At 70.2% G+C, this 21,941-nt stretch carries 20 protein-coding genes and 1 pseudogene; 13 read left to right on the top strand and 8 right to left on the bottom strand.

The features are described 5' to 3' along the window. Window positions 1–26 precede the first annotated feature (26 nt). Window positions 27–1,646 (bottom strand): MFS transporter, encoded by a 1,620-nt coding sequence (locus GAS53_RS28555; protein ID WP_151480594.1) that lies wholly within the window; start codon window positions 1,644–1,646, stop codon window positions 27–29. Between the two features lie 178 nt (window positions 1,647–1,824). Here GAS53_RS28555 and GAS53_RS28550 point away from each other — a divergent pair, with 178 nt between their 5' ends. From GAS53_RS28550 to GAS53_RS28540, 3 genes are all read left to right on the top strand, one after another. Then, a complete protein-coding gene (locus GAS53_RS28550; RefSeq protein ID WP_151480593.1) occupies window positions 1,825–2,493 on the top strand; it encodes a TetR/AcrR family transcriptional regulator in 669 nt (222 codons plus the stop codon). Between the two features lie 173 nt (window positions 2,494–2,666). Continuing rightward, window positions 2,667–3,890, top strand: a complete 1,224-nt coding sequence (locus tag GAS53_RS28545) for an alpha/beta hydrolase (RefSeq protein WP_151480592.1) — start codon at window positions 2,667–2,669, stop codon at window positions 3,888–3,890. 58 nt (window positions 3,891–3,948) lie between these two features. Then, the gene (locus tag GAS53_RS28540; RefSeq protein WP_151480706.1) at window positions 3,949–4,818 is read left to right on the top strand and encodes a DUF4429 domain-containing protein; all 870 of its coding nucleotides are present in this window, start codon (window positions 3,949–3,951) and stop codon (window positions 4,816–4,818) included. A gap of 105 nt (window positions 4,819–4,923) precedes the next feature. Here GAS53_RS28540 and GAS53_RS28535 read toward each other — a convergent pair whose 3' ends face one another. Both GAS53_RS28535 and GAS53_RS28530 read right to left on the bottom strand, forming a co-directional pair. Further along, a complete protein-coding gene (locus tag GAS53_RS28535; RefSeq protein ID WP_151480591.1) occupies window positions 4,924–5,940 on the bottom strand; it encodes an aldo/keto reductase in 1,017 nt (338 codons plus the stop codon). Next, window positions 5,937–6,401: a MerR family transcriptional regulator gene (locus GAS53_RS28530; protein WP_151480590.1), complete on the bottom strand. Its 465-nt coding sequence runs from the start codon at window positions 6,399–6,401 to the stop codon at window positions 5,937–5,939. Before GAS53_RS28530 ends, GAS53_RS28535 begins: the two co-directional genes overlap by 4 nt. A gap of 96 nt (window positions 6,402–6,497) precedes the next feature. Here GAS53_RS28530 and GAS53_RS28525 point away from each other — a divergent pair, with 96 nt between their 5' ends. After that, window positions 6,498–6,968 (top strand): GNAT family N-acetyltransferase, encoded by a 471-nt coding sequence (locus tag GAS53_RS28525; RefSeq protein WP_151480589.1) that lies wholly within the window; start codon window positions 6,498–6,500, stop codon window positions 6,966–6,968. Between the two features lie 123 nt (window positions 6,969–7,091). Continuing rightward, window positions 7,092–7,907, top strand: coding sequence for a serine hydrolase domain-containing protein (locus GAS53_RS28520; RefSeq protein WP_151480588.1), 816 nt, complete (start codon window positions 7,092–7,094; stop codon window positions 7,905–7,907). 11 nt (window positions 7,908–7,918) lie between these two features. Here the strand turns inward: GAS53_RS28520 and GAS53_RS28515 are convergent, their stop codons facing one another. Continuing rightward, complete coding sequence (locus tag GAS53_RS28515; protein ID WP_192583326.1) at window positions 7,919–8,572, bottom strand: pirin family protein; 654 nt, start codon at window positions 8,570–8,572, stop codon at window positions 7,919–7,921. Between the two features lie 115 nt (window positions 8,573–8,687). On the opposite strand from GAS53_RS28515, the gene GAS53_RS28510 reads away from it, so the two are divergent. The 5 genes from GAS53_RS28510 to GAS53_RS28490 all read left to right on the top strand — a co-directional run bounded on the left by GAS53_RS28510 (window position 8,688) and on the right by GAS53_RS28490 (window position 13,650). Continuing rightward, entirely contained in the window at window positions 8,688–9,893 is a 1,206-nt protein-coding gene (locus GAS53_RS28510; RefSeq protein ID WP_151480587.1) for a PucR family transcriptional regulator, read from the top strand. Between the two features lie 89 nt (window positions 9,894–9,982). Next, window positions 9,983–10,918: an ACP S-malonyltransferase gene (locus tag GAS53_RS28505; protein ID WP_151480704.1), complete on the top strand. Its 936-nt coding sequence runs from the start codon at window positions 9,983–9,985 to the stop codon at window positions 10,916–10,918. Window positions 10,919–10,940: 22 nt separating this feature from the next. Continuing rightward, complete coding sequence (locus GAS53_RS28500) at window positions 10,941–11,972, top strand: ketoacyl-ACP synthase III (protein ID WP_151480586.1); 1,032 nt, start codon at window positions 10,941–10,943, stop codon at window positions 11,970–11,972. Window positions 11,973–12,044: 72 nt separating this feature from the next. Then, a complete protein-coding gene (locus GAS53_RS28495) occupies window positions 12,045–12,293 on the top strand; it encodes an acyl carrier protein (protein ID WP_151480585.1) in 249 nt (82 codons plus the stop codon). 85 nt (window positions 12,294–12,378) lie between these two features. Next, window positions 12,379–13,650 (top strand): beta-ketoacyl-[acyl-carrier-protein] synthase family protein, encoded by a 1,272-nt coding sequence (locus GAS53_RS28490; protein WP_151480584.1) that lies wholly within the window; start codon window positions 12,379–12,381, stop codon window positions 13,648–13,650. Between the two features lie 164 nt (window positions 13,651–13,814). Here the strand turns inward: GAS53_RS28490 and GAS53_RS28485 are convergent, their stop codons facing one another. After that, the gene (locus tag GAS53_RS28485) at window positions 13,815–14,309 is read right to left on the bottom strand and encodes a DUF3145 domain-containing protein (RefSeq protein WP_151480583.1); all 495 of its coding nucleotides are present in this window, start codon (window positions 14,307–14,309) and stop codon (window positions 13,815–13,817) included. A 199-nt stretch (window positions 14,310–14,508) separates the two neighbouring features. On the opposite strand from GAS53_RS28485, the gene GAS53_RS28480 reads away from it, so the two are divergent. After that, entirely contained in the window at window positions 14,509–15,423 is a 915-nt protein-coding gene (locus GAS53_RS28480; protein ID WP_151480582.1) for an SGNH/GDSL hydrolase family protein, read from the top strand. Between the two features lie 11 nt (window positions 15,424–15,434). Here the strand turns inward: GAS53_RS28480 and GAS53_RS28475 are convergent. Together GAS53_RS28475 and GAS53_RS28470 are read right to left on the bottom strand one after the other, a co-directional pair. Next, window positions 15,435–17,872: pseudogene (locus GAS53_RS28475) on the bottom strand (glycoside hydrolase family 3 protein). Window positions 17,873–17,963: 91 nt separating this feature from the next. Further along, on the bottom strand, window positions 17,964–18,359 hold the full coding sequence (locus tag GAS53_RS28470; protein WP_151480581.1) for a RidA family protein: 396 nt from the start codon (window positions 18,357–18,359) through the stop codon (window positions 17,964–17,966). A 187-nt stretch (window positions 18,360–18,546) separates the two neighbouring features. Here GAS53_RS28470 and GAS53_RS28465 point away from each other — a divergent pair, with 187 nt between their 5' ends. After that, window positions 18,547–19,452 (top strand): LysR family transcriptional regulator, encoded by a 906-nt coding sequence (locus tag GAS53_RS28465; protein WP_151480703.1) that lies wholly within the window; start codon window positions 18,547–18,549, stop codon window positions 19,450–19,452. A gap of 133 nt (window positions 19,453–19,585) precedes the next feature. Beyond that, entirely contained in the window at window positions 19,586–20,833 is a 1,248-nt protein-coding gene (locus GAS53_RS28460; protein WP_151480580.1) for a pyroglutamyl-peptidase I family protein, read from the top strand. Here the strand turns inward: GAS53_RS28460 and GAS53_RS28455 are convergent. Continuing rightward, window positions 20,823–21,629, bottom strand: coding sequence for an EI24 domain-containing protein (locus GAS53_RS28455; protein ID WP_151480579.1), 807 nt, complete (start codon window positions 21,627–21,629; stop codon window positions 20,823–20,825). The two genes, GAS53_RS28460 and GAS53_RS28455, sit on opposite strands and share 11 nt — an antisense overlap. Window positions 21,630–21,941 lie beyond the last annotated feature (312 nt).

Genomic DNA, 21,941 nt, shown 5'->3' with positions numbered 1-21,941 from the left:
CCAGATGTGCTGTCCGGACGGCACACCTAGACGTGTCCGACCCCCGCGCCCGCATCCGCGTTCTCGCCCCTCTTGGTGAGGAGGGCGACGAAGACGGCCACGACGGCGACGCCGGCCGCGACGAGGCTCGCCAGGCTCATGCCGGAGATGAACGTGTCGTGCGCGACGCCCGTGATCTTCTCGGCGACCTCGGGCGGGGTGCCCGGTGCCACCGGGGCGGCGCCGACCTGGACCGCCTCCGCGGCCTGGTCGAGCTGGGTGGGGTTGAGCTTCGGGAGCCCCGCGTCCGCCCAGTTGCCCGCGAGGTCGCCGTCGACCTTGGAGGCCATCACGGCACCCAGGACCGCCGTACCGAGGCTGCCGCCGATCTGCATCGCGGCCTGCTGGAGGCCTCCGGCGACACCGGAGAGCTCCATCGGCGCGTTGCCCACGATGACCTCGGTGGCGCCGACCATGACGGGCGCGAGGCCGAGGCCGAGGAGGGCGAACCAGATCGACATGACCGCGCCGGAGGTGCCCGTGTCCAGCGTGGACATGCCGTACATGGCGACGGCGGTGAGCACCATGCCGCCCGCGAGCGGGATACGCGGGCCCGTCTTGGTGATCATCGCGCCCGCGGCGGGCGAGCCCACGATCATCATGCCGGTGAGCGGGAGGAGGTGGAGGCCCGCGTCGATCGGGCTCATACCGTGCACGTTCTGCAGATAGAAGGTGACGAAGAACAGGCCGCCCAGGAAGGCGATGGCCATGAGGACCATCAGGACGACACCGGCGGACAGCGCCACGGAACGGAAGAGCGTGAGCGGGATGAGCGGCTCGCGCACCTTGGTCTCCCAGAGCGCGAACAGGCCGAAGCCGACCACGGAGACGACGATGAACGTCCAGGTCAGGCCGTCGCCCCAGCCCCACTCCGGGGCCTTGATGAGCGCCCAGACCAGGCAGAACATGGCGCCGGACAGCAGGCCGATGCCGAGCAGGTCGAAGGAGCGCGGCGCCTTCTCCGCGCGGTGGTCGGTCAGGATCACCACGCCGAGGACGACCGCGAGGATGCCCACCGGCACGTTGATGAAGAAGACGGACTGCCAGCTGACGTGCTCGACGAGCACACCGCCGAGGATCGGGCCGCCGGCGGTGGAGGCGCCGATGACCATGCCCCAGATACCGATCGCCATGTTCAGCTTCTCGGCCGGGAAAGTGGCCCGCAGCAGACCGAGCGCGGCCGGCATCAGCAGCGCGCCGAACAGTCCCTGGAACACCCGGAAGACGACCACGAGGGCGATGCTGTCGGACAGGCCGATGGCCCCCGAGGCCGCCGCGAAGCCGACCACGCCTATGAGGAAGGTCTGCCGGTGGCCGAACCGGTCGCCGAGCTTGCCCGCCGTGATGAGCGTGACCGCGAGCGCGAGGAAGTAGCCGTTGGTGATCCACTGAACGTCCGCGAAGCTCGCGTTCAGGTCCTTCTGGATGGCGGGGTTGGCGATGGCCACGATGGTGCCGTCCAGGGCCACCATCATCACGCCCACGGCCACGGTGAACAGGGTGTACCAGGGGTGGCCGCGCAGCCCCTTGCCCGGGGTCGGGCCGGAGGCGGCGGGCGAGGCCTTGTCGGCCGGGCCCGTCGTGTCGACGGTGGTCTGACTAGTCATACGTTCGAGGCTAATGACAGCCACTGACAGTTGACAAACCAATTCACAAGTCGGTAACTGTCACGTCACTCACGGATAGGCTGAGCTGGACGGACGGCCACCTGCGACCCGCAGGAAGGACAAAGAAGAAGGCCGCAAGGACGAAGAAGAAGTTCAGCGGAAGACGAGAAGAGGTCCCATGGACACGGCGTCACGGCCGGGGCTGCGCGAGCTCAAGAAGCAGCGCACCCGGGACGCGCTGGTGCGGGCCGCTCTGGAGCTGTTCACGACCCAGGGGTACGAGCAGACGACCGTCGACGAGATCGTCGAGGCCGTCGACGTCTCTCAGCGCACGTTCTTCCGTTACTTCGCCGGCAAGGAGGAGGTCGCCTTCGCCGTGCAGGCGACCGCGGAGTCGCATTTCGTCAAGGCGGTGCGCGGGCGACCGTCCCACGAGCCCCCGCTGGAGGCACTGCGCCGGGCCGTCATGGCGAGCTGGGACACCATCGGGGACGCCGTCGAGGCCGTCATCCCGCTCGAACTGCACCTGCGCACCTTCCAGTTGATCGAGTCGACACCCGCGCTGCTCGCACCCCATCTGCGCCGCCAGGAGAGCCTGGAGGAGGAGCTGGCCCGGGTGATCGCGGAGCGTGAGGGGCTCGACGTCGACACCGATCCGCGCCCGCGCGTGGCGGTGGCCCTGTTCGGCGGAGTGATGCGACTGACGAGCCGACTGTGGGGCGCGGGTGAGGACTTCAGCGTGGACGCGATGCGCGAGCTGACCGCCTCATATCTCGACCAGGTGGGGCCCGCGCTGGCGGAGAACTGGCACACGGACGACGGGCGCGGCGGTGCGGACGCGGAGTAACTCCGCCCGCACACAGGGTCATACTCCCGTACGCGAAAGGCACCAAGTTGCGCATACACAGCGTGACGATCAACCCAAGGTGCGCCCGGTTTAACCCAATTACCCCTCCCGAAACGTGATCCGTCTCACTCGGTTAACGCGAGACACTCTCGTTCTCCTAGTGTGTCCTTTCAGTGACTTCCTTCGACTCCACCCCCCAACTCAACGTCTGGCGCATGCTGCTCGCGCTGGCCGTGGTGTTCGTGATGCTCGCGACCACCGGCTGGACAGCCGTGCGCAACCACCGGGGCGCCGCCACACCGCTCGCGGCCTCCCTGTCCGCCTGGGAACGCGGTCACATAGGCGGCCACCGGCTGCCGGACCCGGACGACATGACGCCCGCCCGGCTGGCCCGCTTCTTCGCCTCGCTCGACGCGGGGCAGCGCGCCCGGCTCGCCGCCCGCTATCCGCTCGCGGTCGGCAACATGAACGGGGCGCCGGTGAAACTCCGTTACCGCGCCAACCGCATCGCCCTCGACCAGGCACGCAAGGTCGAGCTCAAACGCATGCACGACGACCGGCTCTCGGCGACCGGACAGCACGAGGCGGGCCGCCGGATGCACCGGTACGAGGACCTGCTGGGCAAGGAGCGCCGCATCCTCGCCTTCGACCCGCTGGGTTCGGGCCGGGTCGCGGAGGTCTTCGGCGACCTCGGCAAGGCCGAGCGGGTCTCCGTGGTGGTGCCGGGTGTCGACACCGACGTACTGACCTTCCAGCGCACCAACCACCAGTACTCCGCGCCCGTCGGCATGGCGAAGGCCCTCCACCAGGCCGAGCGGATGGCGAGTCCCGAAACGCGTACGGCCGTGATCGCGTGGGCCGACTACACGGCGCCCAGCGGACTCGGGATGGACGCGGCCACCGGGATTCGCGCCGAGGAAGGCGCGGTCCGCCTCAACTCTCTCGTACGGGCGCTGCCCGGCAGCTCGAGCGTGGCGCTGTACTGCCACAGCTACGGATCCGTGGTCTGCGGTGTCGCCGCGCACTCGCTGCCGTCCCGGGTCTCAGACATCGCGGTGGCGGGCAGTCCCGGGATGCGGGTCGAGAGGGCCGCGCAGCTGGACACCTCCGCCCGGGTGTGGGCCGTACGGGACTCCGACGACTGGATCCAGGACGTACCGCATCTGAAGGTCGGCGGGCTCGGTCACGGGGCCGATCCGATGTCCTCGGAGTTCGGTGCGCGGGTGCTGTCCTCGCGCGGCGCCAAGGGGCACACCGGCTATTTCGAGCCGGGCACCGACAGCCTGCGGAACTTCGCCGAGATCGGCATTGGTGCGTACCGCGCGGTGCGCTGCGCACACGAGGATGACGTGTGCCGGAAGGGTTTGTCCGACACGGCTGAAGTCGGACGCGCGTAGAGAACGAAGAAAGTGCGGTCTGCTCAGGGAGGGGACTAGGAAGCGCATGCCGCATACGATGGCCCGCATGGGTGACGTACTGGCCGGATTTCATGCCGCCTGGGAGTTCGAGTCCGACTCCGTGCTCATCCGCTTCGAACGGGGGATCCGCACGCCGAAGCTGTTCCAGGCGCTCGGTGAGCGCCGCATCCCGCTCGACGCGATCGCGGCGGTGACGCTGACGCCCGGCAAGCGCGGGACGGTCGTCCTGCGCGCCGAGCCGAGGCCGGGGGCGGATCCGCTCATGGAGGCGGCCGCGGGACAGCTCAAGGAGGGGTCCGACCCCTATCGGCTGGTGCTGCCCGCCGAGCGCGAGACGCTCGCCGAGTACTACGCGGACGAGCTGCGCGCCCTCCTCGCGCCCGAGGACACGGGACCGCCCGAGCGGTATCTGGTGCAACCGCCCGAAGCGCCGCTGCAGTTCAAGGCGTACGACGGGAAGGCGTCCTTCGACGGGAAGTCCGTGCACTTCCGGTGGTTCTGGACGGGGGCGTCGTCCGCGAAGTGGAAGTCCGGCGACCAGAGTTTCACCGTGTCCGACCTGTGTGGTGTCGAGTGGCGGTCACCTGAGGTGTTCGAGGGGCATCTGCGGCTTCTTCGGCGCGATACGGGGGCTTCGCAGCCGGCTCAGGCGGATCAGGATCCGGCCGCTGTTGTCTTTGGGCTCGGGTATGGGCCGGTTCATGAGTCGTTGCCGTTCGCCGCGGCGGTGTTGGGTGCCGTGCGGGCGGCGGGGCCGGCCCCTCTCAAGTCTGAGGGGGCCGCCCCTCGGCGGGATCCTGCCGATATCGCCGAGCGGATTCGGCACCTTGGCGAGTTGTATGAGGCGGGGTTGGTTACGGATGAGGAGTTCTCGACGAAGAAGGCCGAGTTGCTGGCTGAGCTTTAGGGGGCAGCTGGGTGCGTTGAGAAGCTGCGGGTTCGTCGTGGCTTGTCGCGCAGTTCCCCGCGCCCCTAAAGGCAAGCACCCCGGGCGCCCCCTCAAACAACCTGGCTACTCCCTGCCCGCCGATGTGAACGTCATGTCCGCGTAGCGGTTGCCCGCTACCTGGGTGGCGATCGGGTCCAGCAGTTTGAGGTCGTCCTCGCTCAGTACGATCCTGGTCGCTGCCGTGTTCTCCTCGATACGCGTCCGCTTGCGGGTGCCCGGGATGGGGATGACCGGGAGGCCGTGCAGCGCTGACTGCTGCTGGACCCATGCCAGGGCGATCTGGCCCACCGAGGCGTCGTGGGCCTGTGCCACCGTCCGGATCGGCTCCAGCAGGGCCGCGTTCGCCGCCGCGTTGTCGCCCGTGAAGCGGGGCTGCTGGCGGCGGAAGTCGTCGGCGGTCAGGTCCTTCTCGGCGTTCACGAAGGAACCCGTGAGGAAGCCTCGGCCGAGCGGGGAGTACGGGACCAGGCTCACGCCCAGCTCGCGGGCCGTCGGGACGACACTCGCCTCGATGTCCCTGCTGAACAGCGACCACTCCGACTGGACGGCCGCGATCGGGTGCACCGCCTGCGCGGCACGCAGTTCGCCGCCCGTGACCTCGCTGAGGCCGAGGTGCTTGACCTTGCCCTCGCGGATCAGCTCGGCCATGACGCCGACGGTCTCCTCGATGGGGACGTTCACGTCACGGCGGTGCATGTAGTAGAGGTCGATCACGTCGACGTCCAGGCGCTTCAGGCTCGCCTCGACGGCCTGGCGGATGTACGGCGGGTCGTTGCGGATGATCCGCCGGGTCGGGTCGTCCGGCGGGATCGTCAGGGCGAACTTCGTCGCGATGACGACCTCGTCGCGGTGCGCATTGAAGAACGGCGCCAGGAACTTCTCGTTCTCCCCCTGGCCGTAGGCGTCCGCCGTGTCGTAGAGCGTCACGCCGAGTTCCAGCGCGCGCTCCAGAGTGGCCCGCGCTTCCTCGGCGTCCGTCGGGCCGTACGCGAAGCTCATGCCCATGCAGCCGAGGCCCTGCACCCCGACCTCGGGGCCGCCCGTACCGAGCTCTGCCTTCGCGATCCTGCTGTCCGTCATCGGGACCTCTCCGACGCCAGGGCCCGCCCGGCGTCCGCATAGAAATTGATCTTCCGGTCGAGCACGGCAAGGGTGTCCTGGAGCTCGGCGATCCGCGACCGCACGTCCCGGCGGGTCGCCTCGAGGAGCTCGAAGCGGTCGGCGTACGTGTGGTCTCCCTCCCGCACCATCTCCGCGTACCGCACCATGTCCGCGACCGGCATCCCCGTCAGCCGCAGCTTGCCGACGAGGTCGAGCCAGTCGAGGTCGCGGTTGCTGTAGCGGCGCTGGCCGGTGTGCGAGCGGTCGATGTGCGGCATCAGCCCGATGCGCTCGTACCAGCGGAGGGTGTGCGCCGTCAGGCCGGTGAAGGCCACGACCTCGCTGATCGTGTACTGGTCCTGGCCGTCCGGACGCCGCTCCGCGTGCGGTAGGCCTGCACAGCTGTCGGTCCTGGTGTCCGTGGTCTCCATCACCGTCATGGCCTCAACGCTAAAACCTTGGAGTGCACTCCAAGCAAGCGGATTCTGGTGAAATTCCGTCGACTTGGTCGCGCTGCCCTGGCTACGGTGCCGATCATGAGTCTCGTACGCCGGGCTGTGCCCGAGGATGCCGAGGAGCTGCTGCGGCTGCGTCAGGTGATGATCGACTCGATGGCCGGGGCGGATACCTCCACCGCCTGGCAGGCCGAGTCCCTGGCCACAGTACGGGGTCGACTGGCCGATCCTGACGGGTGTTTCGCGGCGTTCGTCGTCGATCACCCTGAGCGGGTGGGGGCGCTCGGGGCTCTTGTCGTGGGGACCTTGGAGTACCGGATCGGGCGGGCCGGGAATCCGCACGGGCGGATCGGATACGTGTTCAGCGTCGCGACCGATCCTGATGTGCGGCGGCGGGGGTATGCGCGGGCCTGTATGGAGGCGCTGGTGGAGTGGTTCCGGGAGCGGGGAGTCGGTCAGATTGATCTGACCGCCTCGGTGGAGGCTGCGCCGCTGTATGCGTCTATGGGGTTTGTTCGTACGCCGGATCCGTTGATGCGGCTTCGATTTTGACTGCGGGCCGGTGGGGGCTGGTCGCGCCCACGCGGCGGAGCCGCAAATTGATACAGCCCCGCGCCCCTGAAGACAAGGGCGCTGCCCGAACCCGGTGCCTCACGTGGTCGTAGGCTCTTCTGCATGTCCTTGCAGAGTCTCGCCCTGATCGAGAAGTGGCCCGTTTCCACCGCTGCCGCCGCCGTCGTTCGTGCGGACGGCACCGTGCCCGGGGTTCATGGCCCCACTTCGCAGCGGTTCGCGCTTGCCTCCGTCACCAAGCCGCTGGCCGCCTACGCCGTGCTGGTGGCGTACGAGGAGGGGGCCGTCGAGCTGGACGAACCCGCCGGGCCCGAGGGGTCGACCGTGCGGCATCTGCTGGCGCACACGAGTGGGCTTGCCTTTGACGAGCATCGGGTGACCGCGGCGCCGGGGCAGCGGCGGCTGTACTCCAACGCCGGGTTCGAGCAGCTCGGCGATCACATCGCGAAGGCGACGGAGATTCCCTTCGCCGAGTATCTGAAGCAGGCCGTGCTCGAACCGCTCGGGATGGTGAACACGTCCCTCGACGGTTCGCCCGCGAAGGACGGTGTCTCGACTGTCGACGATCTGGTGCGGTTCGCCGCCGAGGTGCAGGCGCCGCGACTGCTGGATCCGCGGACCGTTGTCGAGGCGATGACCGTGCAGTACCCGGGCACGAAGGGCGTCCTGCCGGGGTACGGGCACCAGAACCCGAACGACTGGGGGCTCGGCTTCGAGATCCGGGACTCCAAGTCGCCTCACTGGACGGGGAGTTCGTCCTCTCCCCGGACCTTTGGACACTTCGGTCAGTCCGGGACGTTCCTGTGGATCGACCCGGTCGCGGGTGCGGCCTGCGTGGCGCTCACGGACCGGGCGTTCGGACCGTGGGCCGTCGAGGCGTGGCCCACGTTCACGGATGCGGTACTCGCCGAGCTGTAGAGGCGTTCGGCCTAGGCCATCTCCCAGAGCAGCAGTTCCGCCTCGCCTCTGGCCTCCGCCTCCAGGTCCTTCGCGTCCGTGATCCGGGCCGCGTCGCCGGGGCTCAGCACCCAGCTGTCCAGCAGGACTTCGCCGCGTACGACATGCGCGTACACGAAGGGCGCGTCGGGGACGGCGGTCCGTTCGCCCGACGCGAGGCGGCGTACGTGGAGCATCGCGGCGGCCTCCGGAACGGCGTACGGGGTGGAGTCGGCGATGCCGTGGACGATCTCGTACGCGGGGTCGCCGCCCGGTTCCAGCGGGGCGAGCCACATCTGGACGAAGGTCAGGGGGGTGTCGCCGTCGTTGCGTTCGACGTGGCGGACTCCGCCCGCCGAGCTGAGGCGCTGTACGTCGCCGGGGCGTACCACCGACTCGTGGCCGGTGGTGTCGCGGTGGGTCAGTTCGCCCTCGACGACCCAGGTGACGATCTCGGTGTGGCTGTGGGGGTGCTCGTCGAAGCCGGCGCCGGGGGCGAGGCGCTCCTCGTTGCAGGCGATGACCGCGCCGAAGCGGAGGTTGTCCGGGTCGTAGTGCGGGCCGAAGGAGAAGGCATGCAGGGACTCGATCCCGGCCGCCGGGTCGCCTCCGCGGTAGCGCTCGTCGGCGCGCCGTACGTCCATCACGCACCCACCGTAGACCCGCGGAGCCCTTCGTCTGAGACCCGCACGGCACACGGCCGCGTCGCTCACCCGAGACCCGCCGCCGCACACTCCCGTCCTGATAAGGCAGTCTTGTCCCGTGCCCGAACCCGAATCCAGCAACACCGAACGAGCAGCACGCGCCGCCCACGCGCATGCCGCGACCCTGAAGCGGCTGGAGAAGTCGTCCGGAAGTCTCGCCGCCCAGGCCATCGCGCGCATGGACGAGACGCTGCCGTGGTACCGGGCGATGCCACCGGAGAACCGGTCCTGGATCGGCCTCGTGGCCCAGGCCGGTATCGCCGCGTTCACGGAGTGGTTCCGGCATCCGGACGCTCCGCAGGCGATCTCCACGGACGTCTTCGGCACCGCGCCGCGCGAGCTGACCAGAGCGATCACCCTGCGGCAGACCGTGGAGATGGTGCGGACGACGATCGAGGTCATGGAGAGCGCCATCGACGAGGTGGCCGCTCCGGGCGACGAGGGCCTGCTCCGCGAGGCGCTGCTCGTGTACGCACGGGAGATCGCCTTCGCCACCGCCCAGGTGTACGCGCAGGCCGCCGAGGCGCGCGGCGCCTGGGACGCCCGGCTGGAGTCGCTGGTGGTGAACGCGGTCCTGTCGGGAGAGGCCGACGAGGGCGCCGTCAGCCGCGCCGCGGCGCTCGGCTGGAACTCGCCCGAGCATGTGTGCGTGGTGCTCGGTACGGCTCCCGACGGTGACAGCGAGCTGACCGTCGAGGCGATCCGGCGGGCCGCCCGGCACGCCAAGCTCCAGGTGCTGACCGGTGTGCTCGGCGACCGGCTCGTCGTCATCGCGGGCGGCAGCGACAACCCGATCGGGGTCGCCAAGTCCCTGATCGGGCCGTATGCCGCGGGGCCCGTGGTGGCCGGTCCGGTGGTGCCCGACCTGCTCGCCGCGACCCGTTCCGCGCAGGCCGCGGCCGCCGGACTCAAGGCGTGTTTCGCCTGGCAGGACGCCCCGCGGCCGGTGCTGGCGGACGATCTGCTGCCGGAGCGCGCGATCGCCGGAGACCCCTCGGCTCGCGAGCAGCTGGTGGAGGAGATCTACAGACCGCTGGAGGAGGCCGGGTCGGCACTCCTGGAGACCCTGAGCGTCTATCTGGAACAGGCGAGCAGTCTCGAGGGCGCGGCCCGGATGCTCTTCGTGCATCCCAACACCGTGCGCTACCGGCTTCGACGTGTGACTGACGTCACCGGCTGGTCGCCTTCCGATGTACGGTCGGCGTTCACGCTGCGGATCGCGCTGATCCTGGGGCGTCTGGCCGATGGAGATCCCCAGCTCTAGGCTTTTGTCGGGGCCCTACAATTCCCCCTCCTGTTCTTCGTCCCTGTCCCCACGGGCGGCCGTGCCCGTCCACAAGAGAGAGTGTGAGAGTGCTCGTACTCGTCGCTCCCGGCCAGGGCGCCCAGACGCCCGGCTTCCTGACTCCTTGGCTCGAACTCCCCGGTGTCCGCGGTGCCCTCGAGGCATGGTCGGACGCCGCGAAGGTCGACCTGATCCGCTACGGCACCGAGGGTGACGCGGAGGAGATCCGCGACACCGCGGTGGCGCAGCCGCTGCTGGTCGCGGCCGGGCTGGTTTCCGCGTACACGCTCTTCGACGACCCGGCGGAGCTGCCCCGCAAGGTCGGCGCCATCGCCGGACACAGCGTCGGCGAGCTCACCGCCGCCGCGCTCGCCGGAGTGCTCCCCGACGAGGAGACCGTCCGCCTGGTCCGCACCCGCGGGCTCGCCATGGCCGAGGCCGCCGCCGTCACCGAGACCGGCATGGCCGCGCTGCTCGGCGGCGACCCCGAGGTGAGCGTCGCGCACCTGGAGAAGCTGGGCCTGACGCCCGCGAACGTCAACGGCGCCGGCCAGATCGTGGCCGCGGGCACGATGGAGCAACTCGCCGCGCTGACCGAGGACAAGCCCGAGGGGGTGCGCAAGATCGTCGCCCTGAAGGTGGCCGGCGCCTTCCACACGCACCACATGGCTCCCGCGGTCGACGCGCTGGCGAAGGCCGCCGAGGCGCTCACCCCCGCCGACCCGAAGCTCACGTACGTCTCCAACAGGGACGGCCAGGCCGTCGCCACCGGCGCGGAGGTCCTCTCCCGGCTGGTCGGCCAGGTCGCCAACCCGGTCCGCTGGGACCAGTGCATGGAGACCTTCAAGGAACTCGGCGCGACCGCGCTGCTCGAGGTGTGCCCCGGCGGCACGCTGACCGGTCTCGCCAAACGCGCGCTGCCCGGCGTGAAGACGCTGGCGCTGAAGACACCCGACGACCTCGACGCGGCTCGCGAGCTCATCGCCGAGCACGCCTCCGCCTGAGCGCGTAAGGAGCCGACAGAGCATGTCGAAGATCAAGGCCCGCAAGGGCGCCCCGTACGCGCGCATCCTGGGTGTCGGCGGCTACCGCCCGACCCGTGTCGTGCCGAACGAGGTGATCCTCGAGCGGATCGAGTCGTCCGACGAGTGGATCCGCTCGCGCTCCGGCATCGAGACCCGGCACTGGGCGAACGACGAGGAGACCGTCGCCGCCATGTCGATCGAGGCGTCCGGCAAGGCCATCGCCGACGCCGGGATCAACGCCGAGCAGATCGGTGCCGTGGTCGTCTCGACCGTCTCGCACTTCAGCCAGACCCCGGCCGTCGCCACCGAGATCGCCGACAAGCTCGGCACCGCGAAGGCCGCGGCCTTCGACATCTCGGCGGGCTGCGCCGGCTTCGGCTACGGACTGACCCTGGCCAAGGGCATGATCGTCGAGGGCTCCGCCGAGTACGTACTCGTCATCGGCGTCGAGCGGCTGTCCGACCTCACCGACCTGGAGGACCGCGCGACGGCCTTCCTGTTCGGCGACGGCGCGGGCGCGGTCGTCGTGGGCCCCTCCCAGGAGCCGCACATCGGCCCGACCGTCTGGGGTTCCGAGGGCGACAAGGCCGCCACGATCAAGCAGACCGTGCCCTGGGACCGTTACCGGATCGGTGACGTCTCCCAACTGCCCCTGGACTCCAAGGGCGAGGTCAAGTTCCCCGCGATCACGCAGGAAGGCCAGGCGGTGTTCCGCTGGGCCGTGTTCGAGATGGCGAAGGTCGCCAAGGAGGCGCTGGACGCCGCCGGACTCACTGCGGACGACTTGGACGTCTTCATTCCCCACCAGGCCAACGAGCGGATCATCGACTCGATGGTGAAGACTCTCAAGCTGCCGGAGCACGTCACGGTCGCGCGTGACGTGCGCACCACCGGCAACACCTCGGCCGCCTCGATTCCGCTCGCGATGGAGCGGCTCCTGGCGACCGGCGAGGCGAAGAGCGGCGACACCGCGCTCGTCATCGGCTTCGGGGCGGGTCTCGTATACGCCGCGACGGTCGTTACCCTCCCCTAGGCACACCGTTCGGATCATCTCCGGGCGGGAGTACCGCCACACCCTCTGGATACACAAGAAGGAGCGCCTGACATGGCCGCCACTCAGGAAGAGATCGTCGCCGGTCTCGCCGACATCGTGAACGAGATCGCCGGCATCCCGGTCGAGGACGTCCAGCTGGAGAAGTCCTTCACCGACGACCTGGACGTCGACTCGCTGTCCATGGTCGAGGTCGTCGTCGCCGCCGAAGAGCGCTTCGACGTCAAGATCCCGGACGACGACGTCAAGAACCTCAAGACGGTCGGCGACGCGACCAAGTACATCCTCGAGCACCAGGGCTGAGTAACCCCTCACCCCGGATGCTGCAAGCCCCGCCACCCGGCGGTGGCGCCGCTGAATCCTCGTATCCGTTGGAGAAAGAATTCCCGTGAGCCCGACCAATCGCACCGTGGTCGTCACCGGTATCGGCGCAACCACACCGCTGGGTGGCGACGCAGCCTCTACCTGGGAGGGCCTGGTCGCCGGACGTTCCGGTGTCCGCGCCCTCGAACAGGAGTGGGCCGCCGATCAGGCGGTCCGTATCGCGGCGCAGATCGCCGTGGAGCCGGGCGAGGTCATTCCGCGCCCGCAGGCCCGCCGCCTCGACCGCTCGGCGCAGTTCGCGCTGATCGCGGCCAAGGAGGCCTGGGCGGACGCCGGTTACACCGACACGGCGGGCGAGGACGGAAACGTCGACCCCGACCGTCTCGGCGCGGTCATCGCCTCCGGCATCGGCGGCGTCACCACCCTGCTCGACCAGTACGACGTGCTGAAGGAGAAGGGCGTACGCCGCGTCTCCCCGCACACCGTTCCCATGCTGATGCCGAACGGCCCGTCGGCCAACGTGGGTCTGCTCGTCGGCGCCCGCGCCGGTGTGCACACCCCGGTCTCCGCCTGTGCTTCGGGCGCCGAGGCCATCGGCTACGCCATCGAGATGATCCGCACCGGCCGCGCCGACGTCGTCGTCGCCGGTGGTACGGAGGCGGCGATCCACCCGCTGCCCATCGCCGCGTTCGGCAACATGATGGCGATGTCCAAGAACAACGACGACCCGCAGGGCGCCTCGCGTCCCTACGACATCGGCCGTGACGGCTTCGTCCTCGGTGAGGGCGCCGGCGTCATCGTCCTGGAGTCCGCCGAGCACGCCGCCAAGCGCGGTGCCCGCGTGTACGCGGAGGCGGTCGGCCAGGGTATCTCGGCCGACGGCCACGACATCGTGCAGCCGGAGCCGGAAGGGCGTGGCATCGCCCACGCCTTGCAGAACCTGCTGGACAACACTGATCTGAACCCGGCCGAGATCATGCACGTGAACGCGCATGCGACCTCCACGCCGGCCGGTGACGTGGCCGAGCTGAAGGCGCTGCGGAAGGTCTTCGGTGACGACACCGACCACTTCGCGGTCTCCGGTACGAAGTCCATGACCGGGCATCTGCTGGGTGGTGCGGGTGGTGTGGAGTCGGTCGCCACGGTGCTTGCGCTGTATCACCGGATCGCGCCGCCGACCATCAACGTCGACAACCTCGACCCGGAGGCGGAGGCTGCGGCCGATGTCGTTCGCGGAGAGGCTCGCAAGTTGCCCGTCGAGGGGCGGATTGCCGCGTTGAACGACTCGTTCGGGTTTGGTGGGCACAACGTGGTGCTGGCGTTCCGTACGGTCTGAATTCGGCCGTTTTTGTCATGACGGTGAGTGGCCCGGGCTCCTCCTTGAGGAACCCGGGCCACTCGTCGTTCGTTATCTGTTGTTGGCCTGCTGCGGGAGGTGGGGGCTGATCGCGCAGTTCCCCGCGCCCCTGAAGGGGCGCTCCCGTGCACGGGGCTTGTACGTCAGACCACCTGGTGGAGCCAGCGGACCGGGGCTCCCTCGCCTGCGTAGCGGAAAGGCTCCAGTTCGTCGTCCCAGGGTTTGCCCAGGAGTCTGGTGAGTTCGGACTCCAGTTGGGTTTCGCCTCGTTGGGAGCGGACGAGGGCGGCGCGCAGGCGGTCCTCGGGGATCAGGATGTCGCCGTGGATGCCCGTCACGGCGTGGAAGATGCCCAGTTCAGGGGTGCAGCTGTAGCGCTCGCCCTCAGCGGTGGCGCACGGTTCGGCGGTGACCTCGAAGCGCAGCATCTGCCAGCCGCGCAGCGCGGAGGCGAGCTTGGAGGCGGTGCCGACCTCGCCCTTCCAGGAGAACTCCGATCTCCACGTGCCGGGCGCCGCGGGCTGCCGGATCCAGTCGAGGCTGACGCGCGTGCCGAGTACGCCCGCGACTGCCCACTCGACGTGCGGGCACAGCGCGCGCGGCGCGGAGTGCACGTAGAGAACTCCACGTGTCGTCACTGGGACCTCCGGACAGAGCGGGCATCTTGTTACTTTGGCGGAACGTCAGTGGCAGGGCCGCCACGGGGCGAGGCTACCGTGCGGCGGCGCAAGGAGTGTGACGTACCGTCGGTCCCAGCGCCCGGAAACACGGAGGTTTCACCCAGGGGGACGCCCCAGGGGTGGGCTGCCGTTGCGTGACGAACGAGGGGAACTGGGGATGCGGAAGCGTGGTCACCCTTCACGAGGTGCCGCCGCGGTCGCCGCGGCGGCCCTTCTGGGCGTCGGCGGACTCGCCGGATGCGACGCCAGCGGCGGCAACTCCCCAGGACCGTCGGGCACCACCGCGCGGGCCGTGAAGCCCTCCCCGAAGCCCACGCCCACCTGGGACCGCAGCCCACGCTCGCTGGCCGCCGTCGGCGACTCCATCACGCGCGGCTTCGACGCCTGCTCGGTGCTGTCCGACTGCCCCGAGGTCTCGTGGGCGACCGGCACCGACGCGGAGGTGAACAGCCTCGCGGTACGCCTCCTCGGGAAGGCCGGGGCCGCCCAGCGCAGCTGGAACTACGCGGTGACCGGCTCTCGCATGGCCGACCTGCCCGGCCAGATGGCCCAGGCCGCCACGAGGAAGCCCGAACTGGTCACGGTGATGGCCGGCGCGAACGACGCCTGCCGTTCGTCGGTGGACGCGATGACATCGGTGTCGGAATTCCGCGCCCAGTTCGAGGACGCGCTGACCACGCTGCGCGACGAGTTGCCCAAGACCCAGGTGTACGTGTCGAGCGTGCCCGATCTGAAGCGGCTGTGGTCGGAGGGCCGGACCAACCAGCTGAGCAAGCAGATCTGGAAGCTCGGCATCTGTCCGTCGATGCTCGGTGACGCGGACGCCCTCGACTCGGCGGCGACGCTGCGGCGGGACACGGTGCAGGATCGGGTGGAGGAGTACAACTCGGTGCTGAAGGAAGTGTGCGCGAAGGATCTCCGATGCCGTTTCGACGGCGGGGCGGTCTTCGAGTACCGCTTCGGCACCAAGCAGTTGAGTCACTGGGACTGGTTCCATCCGAGCAAGAACGGGCAGGCGCGGCTCGCCGAGATGGCGTACGCGGTGGTGACTTCGCGTAAGCCTCCGGCTTGAGGGAGAGCGGGTCAGAGTTTCACCGTTGCCCTCAGCCTGCGGTCCGCGATGGAGCGGGACGCCTCGATCTCGTACGAACCCTTCATGTACGTCCAGGAGTTGGTCTGCTCGTCCCAGGTCTCGAAGGCTCGGCGGGGGAGTTCGACGGTGACCTCGGTGCTTTCGCCCGGGGCCGCCTCGATGGACGCAAAGCCGGCCAGCCAGCGGGGCGGCCGGGCGGCATCCGGATCGGTGGGGGTCACGTAGAGCTGGATGACCTCGCGGCCCCTGCGCGTACCGGAGTTCGTGATGCGGACCGTGACCGTCGTGCCCGCGGCCTCGATCTCGTCGTACGTCCAGTCGGTGTAGCCGAGGCCGTGGCCGAAAGGGTACGTCGGGGTCCTGGACGCCCTCTCCCAGGCTCGGTAGCCGATGAACACGTCCTCGGTGTAGGGGAGTTCGCCGTCGGCGGGGGTGACCTGCGTGACCGGGGCGTCGGTGAGGGTGCCCCAGGTGGTGGGGAGGCGGCCGCCGGGCTCGTGGGCGCCGGTGAGGACGTCGGCGAGGGCGGCGCCGCCCTCCTGGCCCGGGAACCAGGTGAGGAGCACGGCGGCGACCTCGTCACGCCACGGGAGTTCCACCGGGGAGCCGGAGTTGACGACCACGACGGTGTTCGGGTTGGCGGCGGCGACCGCGCGGACCAGTTCGTCCTGGCGGCCGGGGAGCCGGAGGTCCTTGCGGTCGAAGCCCTCGGACTCGACGCGTTCGGTGGTGGCGACCACGACGACGGCGGTGTCGGCGGCGCGGGCGGCCTCGACGGCCTCGGCGATCAGGTCGTCGGAGTCGCGCCGGGGCTCCTGGTGGGCGAGCGTGAAGCCGATGACCCGCATGGGGACGTTCTCGGGGAGGACGACGACGTGGCGCAGTGACACCTCGTAGGTGTCCCCGGCGGTGAGCTCGACGGTGGCACGCTCGACGGGTGCGCCGAAGAACGTCACGAACGGGTCGCCCTTCTCGGCACGCTGCACCTCGTCGAAGTGCGTCGTGCCGTCGACCGTCAGCGTGAAGACGCCCAGTCCCTTGATTCCGAAGGTGTGCGGCCGCTCTCGCGCGGGGTGAACGTGCCGGTCAGTTCGACGCTGTGGAGGTTGTCCTGGGTGACGCCGTCGGGCAGGTCGGTGCCCATCCACTGGATCTGGCCGTTGGGAGCAGAGCCCGTACCCACGACGTGGCCGGCGGCGTCGCGGCAGACCGCGCGCAGCTCGAAGCCCTTGTCTGCGGCGGCGAGTTCCTCGCTGGGGTCGGCGCCGAGCGCGTACGTCAGTGTGCCCTCGGGCAGGGCGGCGGTGAGGCCGTCGAGCGGGGAGACGATCCGGGCGGGGAAGACCGTGGCGGAGCCGCCGCCGAGGACGCGGGCGTCGCGGGCGGCGGCGCCGATGAGGGCGACGGAGTGGCCTTCGGCGATCGGGAGGACGCCTTCGTTGCGTACGAGGACGAAGGCGCGGCGGGCGATCTCGCGGGCCAGGGCTTCGCCGTCGACGGGTTCGGGCAGCTCGGTGATCACCGGCTCGGCTCCTGCCAGGATGCCGACGCGGGCGGCGAGCCGCAGAACGTTCCGTACGGCCTCGTCGACCTTGGCCTCGGCCACCTCTCCGGCGCGGACGGCGGCGGCGAGCGCCTCGCCGTACACGGTGGTCGGTCCTGGCATCGCGACGTCCAGGCCGCCCTCGATGTCGCGGACGGTCGAGCGGGCGGCCATCCAGTCGGAGACGTTGAAGCCGTCGAAGCCCCACTCGCCGCGCAGGATCTCGTTCACGAGGTGGCGGTGCTCGGTCATCGTCGTGCCGTTGACCGAGTTGTAGGCGGTCATGATGCCCCAGGGGTGGGCGTTCTCGACGATGGCTTCGAAGGGGGCCAAGTAGAGCTCGCGCAGGGCGCGTTCGGAGATCACGTTGTTCACGGTGAAGCGGTCGGTCTCGGCGTCGTTGGCGACGAAGTGCTTGACGGTGGTGCCGACGCCGCCTTCCTGTACGCCGGTCACGTACGCGGAGCCGATCCGCCCCGTCAGGTACGGGTCCTCGCTGTACGCCTCGAAGTGGCGGCCGCCGAGCGGCGATCGGTGCAGGTTGACCGTGGGGGCGAGCAGGACGTGGACGCCCTTGCGGCGGGCCTCCTGGGCGAGGAGGGTGCCGGCGCGGCGGGCCAGGGCGGGGTCCCAGGTGGCGGCGAGCGCGGTCGGGGACGGCAGGGCGATGGACGGGTCGTCGGCGGTCCAGCGCGTGCCGCGTACCCCGATCGGGCCGTCGGACATGACCAGCGACGGCAGGCCGATCTCGGGCAGTGCGGGCAGGGACCACATGTCCTGTCCGGCGAGCAGCCGCGCCTTCGCGTCCAGGTCGAGTTCCGCGAGTGCCGCCCCGACCACCGCCTCGCGCGCCCGATCGGCCGGGGTGGGCTGGGTTCCCGCCATGGCGGTGCCTCCTCGTTGAAGTCCTGGACGTCTCCATCCTGCCTCGGCCGCCTGCGAAGCACTCGGGACCGCAACCACCAATCGGACTTCCTCACTCTGCTCGGCGAGGGCTGAGCGCGGCGACTACCTCGACCTCCACGAGGGCCTCCGGCTTGAACAGGCGGGACACCTCGAACGTCATGCTGGTGGGGGCGGTTCCGGTGAGGAACTCCCTTCGTACGGCGCCGTATTCGTGGAGCCTGCCGATGTCCGTCAGATACGTACGGATGTTGATGACGTCGGCGAGCGTCGCGCCATGCGCCTTGAGCAGGGCGTCGATGGTCTCGAAGACGCCGCGGGTCTGTTCGGCCAGGGTGTCCCCGTCGGCGATCTGTCCGGAGAGGTACAACATCACTCCCCCGCCGTCGAGTTCGACCCGGGCGACCTGGGAGTAATAGGCGTTCGCGGGCTGCGGAGCCGAGGATGGATTGTCGAGTGTCGTCTGCACAGCGGTCCTTCAACGTCGGTTACCGGTCGGTCTCGTCGTCTCGACGCTAGGCGCGGACATTCGATGCGACAAGCGAATGTCTAGCATGGCTGACATGCCTGAAACGCATATCGGAGACGAGCTCGGAGACGCTGCGGACGCGCTGGTCGGCGGAGCCGTCGGAGTGGACGCCGCCGGGCCGGACGACATGCCCGACCTCTCGACCGTGTGGCTGCGGGTGTTCCTGGAGGTGGCCAGGCACGGGTCGTTCACGGTGGCCGGGCGGGTGCTCGGCTGGACGCAGTCCGCGGTGTCGCGGCAGGTCGCCTCGCTGGAGGCGGCCCTTGGCGGGACGCCGCTCTTCGACCGGCTGCCGCGCGGGGTGCGGCTGACGGAGGCGGGGCGGGCGCTCGCACCGCACGCCGAGGCCGTGGCCGGGAGACTGCGGGACGCGGGGCGGGAGTTGACGGCACTGCGCGAGGGGGCGGGCGGGCGGTTGCGGGTCGGCGCGTTCGCGACGGCCGACGCGGCGCTGGTGCCGCGCGCCATCGCCGCGTTCCGCGCCCGGCACCCAGGGGTGCTGCTCACCCGCGAAGAAGGACTCACCCCGGCCCTCCTCGACGGTCTCACCGCCGGTGACCTCGACCTCGCGGTGGTCTCCACGACGGGCCGCGCCCCGCTGGACGCGTACGAACTGCGCCACCTTCTCGACGAGTCCCTGTACGTCGCCGTCCCCGCCGGCCATCCGCTCGCGGCCCTCCCCTCCGTCGAGCTGCCCCAACTCGCCGACGCCGACTGGATATCCGGCAGCTCCCGCCCCGAGGGCACACTCCTCGACACGGCCCTGCGGCACGGTTTCCGCCCGCGTGTGGCGCATGTCGTCGCCGAGTGGACGGCCAAACAGGGGTACGTGGCCGCCGGGCTCGGAGTCACCCTGATCCCGGCGCTCGCCGCCGAGTCCGTACGCCCCGACATCGCGCTCCTGCCCGTCCGCGACGAGGGCGCTCCCGCGCGGGCGGTGTACGCGGCGACGGTGCGGGGGCGGCAGCTCGCGCCCACCGCGGAGGCGTTCCTGGCGGCGTTGCGGGCGGCCGCCGCGAGGATTCCCACGTGAGCCGCGCGGATCACTCCCACCTCTCACTCCCACCTCGGAAACCACGCACCATGGCGTACGAAACTTCCGTCACGCATACTGCGGCCATCCGACGACGGCCCCCACCACTCGCGACGGAAGGACCTGAACTCCCTTGACGCACATACGTGTTCGGATCGGTGCCCTCGGCCTGGCCCTGCTGACGGGACTCGCCGCCCCGCCCGCCCTGGCCGCCGAGAATCCCGCCGCCGCGCCCACCGTGGAGGAGCAGCGCCTCGACAAGGCGGCGCCCCAGGAGATCCTGGCCCGCTCCGGATTCGACACGGTGGCACCGGAGTTCACGCGGGCGCTGGGCAAGACCCGCTCGTACGCGCAGGCCGAGCGCGTGGTCGTACGGCAGGGTGCGCGGCTGTGGCAGCGGGCGGTCGACCGGGCGCAGGGCCGGGGCCCGGCGGCCGGTGACCTCAGCCGGGACGACGACCGGCCGCTGTACTGGGCGCGGCTCGGCATGACCCGCGAAGTACGCCAGTGGGAGCCGGAGTTCGGCCTCACCGAAGCCCAACGCAGCCGCCTTCTCGCGTCACTCGAGCGAACCTCCCGGGGTCAGGACACCATCCGCTATCCGCATGGCAAGGGCGTCAAGCGGATCCTGGTGACCGGCTTCGACCCGTTCACGCTGGACCGGGACATCCGGATCTCCAACCCGTCCGGCGCGACGGCGCTGGCGCTCGACGGCACGGTGATCGAGACGGCCGACGGTCCCGCCCGCGTCGAGACGGCCGTCTTCCCCGTCCGCTGGCAGGACTTCGCCGACGGCACGGTGGAGCGGACGTTGCGCCCGCAACTCCCCCGTGTCGACTTGTTCGCGACGGTCAGCCAGGGGCGGGTGGGCCGCTTCGACGTCGAGCGCACCAACGGGGCCTGGCGGGGCGGCTTCCCGGACAACGAGAACCTCTCCCGCACCGAGACGATCCCCGTCACCGATCCCGCCTCGCAGCCGCAGTGGACGTCAACGACCTTGCCGTACAAGGAGATCGTGGCCGCCAGTACGGGTCGCTTCCCCGTGTACGACAACACGTCGGTGACCGAGATCCCGGCGGGCGGCACGGATCCCGTCGTACGCCCCGAGGGGCCGACCGCCGGCTCGACGGCCCGGGCGGGCGGTGGCGGGGACTACCTCTCCAACGAGATCGCGTACCGCGCGACGCTGTTGCGGGACCGGCTGGGCCTCACCGCCACACTCCCCGGCGGGCACGTCCACACGCCGGTGCTGCAGTTCGGCACGGGCAACACGGATCCGGCGAGCGGGACGGTCACGGACCCCGAGTTCATTCAGAACCGGCTGGACATCATCGCTCAGGTCCGGTCGATCCTGACGGTGGCGGCGGACGTCACCGACTGACGCTGTCGCTGCCCGCGGGCTCCTCGTCCTCCGCGTCGGGCTCCTCACGGGTTTCCTCGCCCAGCAGGTCGCGGGCCATCAGCGTGGCGCCCGCGACCGCGCCGGGCATCAGGAAGACGGCGACGAACGGGACGAGGAAGGCGAGGCCCAGCGGGGTGCCGAAGCCCCAGACCAGGGCCTTGCGGGAACGGAGCATGGTGAGGCGGTCGCGGAGTACGACGCCGCGGCGTTGGAGCGCGACCGCCGTCAGCTCCTCGGTGAGGAAGAAGCCGGTGACGACGAAGCCGATCACCGGGACGACGGTCTGGCCCACGAGCGGGATGAACCCGAGGGCGAAGAGCAGCACGCCCCACACCAGGGCCCTGGCCACGATCCGGAGGCTGTCCCGTGCCGAGATCAGCAGCTCGCGCCACAGGGGCAGGCCCGACTCGGGGGCCGTGCCGTCCGGGGAGACGTCCCGGTCCACCTTCTCCGAGAGGTTCTCGTAGAAGGGCTGGCCCAGGAGGAGCGTGACCGCGGTGAAGGTGAGTACGGCGAGGAGGAGCGCGAGGGCGAAGAGGACTGCCGTCAGGAATCCTCGGAAGAGGCCCAGCCAGGGGCTTTCCCACTCGTCGGCGAACGGGGTGGACCAGGTGACGAAGTCGCTGCCCCACAGGGCCAGGGCGGTCAGTGCGGCCGCATACAGCACGAGTGTGATCAGGCCCGGGATCAGTCCGAACCCGAACTGCTTCCCGTGCCGGGCCACCCATCGCTGACCCCGCATCAAGTAGCCGAACCCCACGCCAAGATCATGCATAGCTGCACTTTACCGGGGCGGGGGCGGGGGGTACGACGTCGGCTGCGGGCGGGTGTGCGGGCCCTTTCCTTCCCCAACCCCACCCCTTCCCGAAACTGGGGCTCCGCCCCGGGTGGGTGGGGGTTTCGGACGGTTCGCCGGGTGCGGGCCGTCGTGGGCTGGTCGCGCAGTTCCCCGCGCCCCTTAAGGGGCCCGTTGTCGAGTGCCGGTCGTCTTGGGTTGCTCGCGCCGTTCCCCGCGCCCCTAAAGGGGCCCGTGCCCCTTGCGGGGCTTAGTAGGTTCCGGCCGGAGGGGACGTGGCGGGATGTCCGT

It is taken from the genome of Streptomyces albicerus, assembly GCF_008905045.1.
In the GTDB taxonomy this organism is placed as follows: Bacteria; Actinomycetota; Actinomycetes; order Streptomycetales; family Streptomycetaceae; genus Streptomyces; species Streptomyces albicerus.
This window is presented reverse-complemented; position numbering and strand designations above follow the sequence as displayed.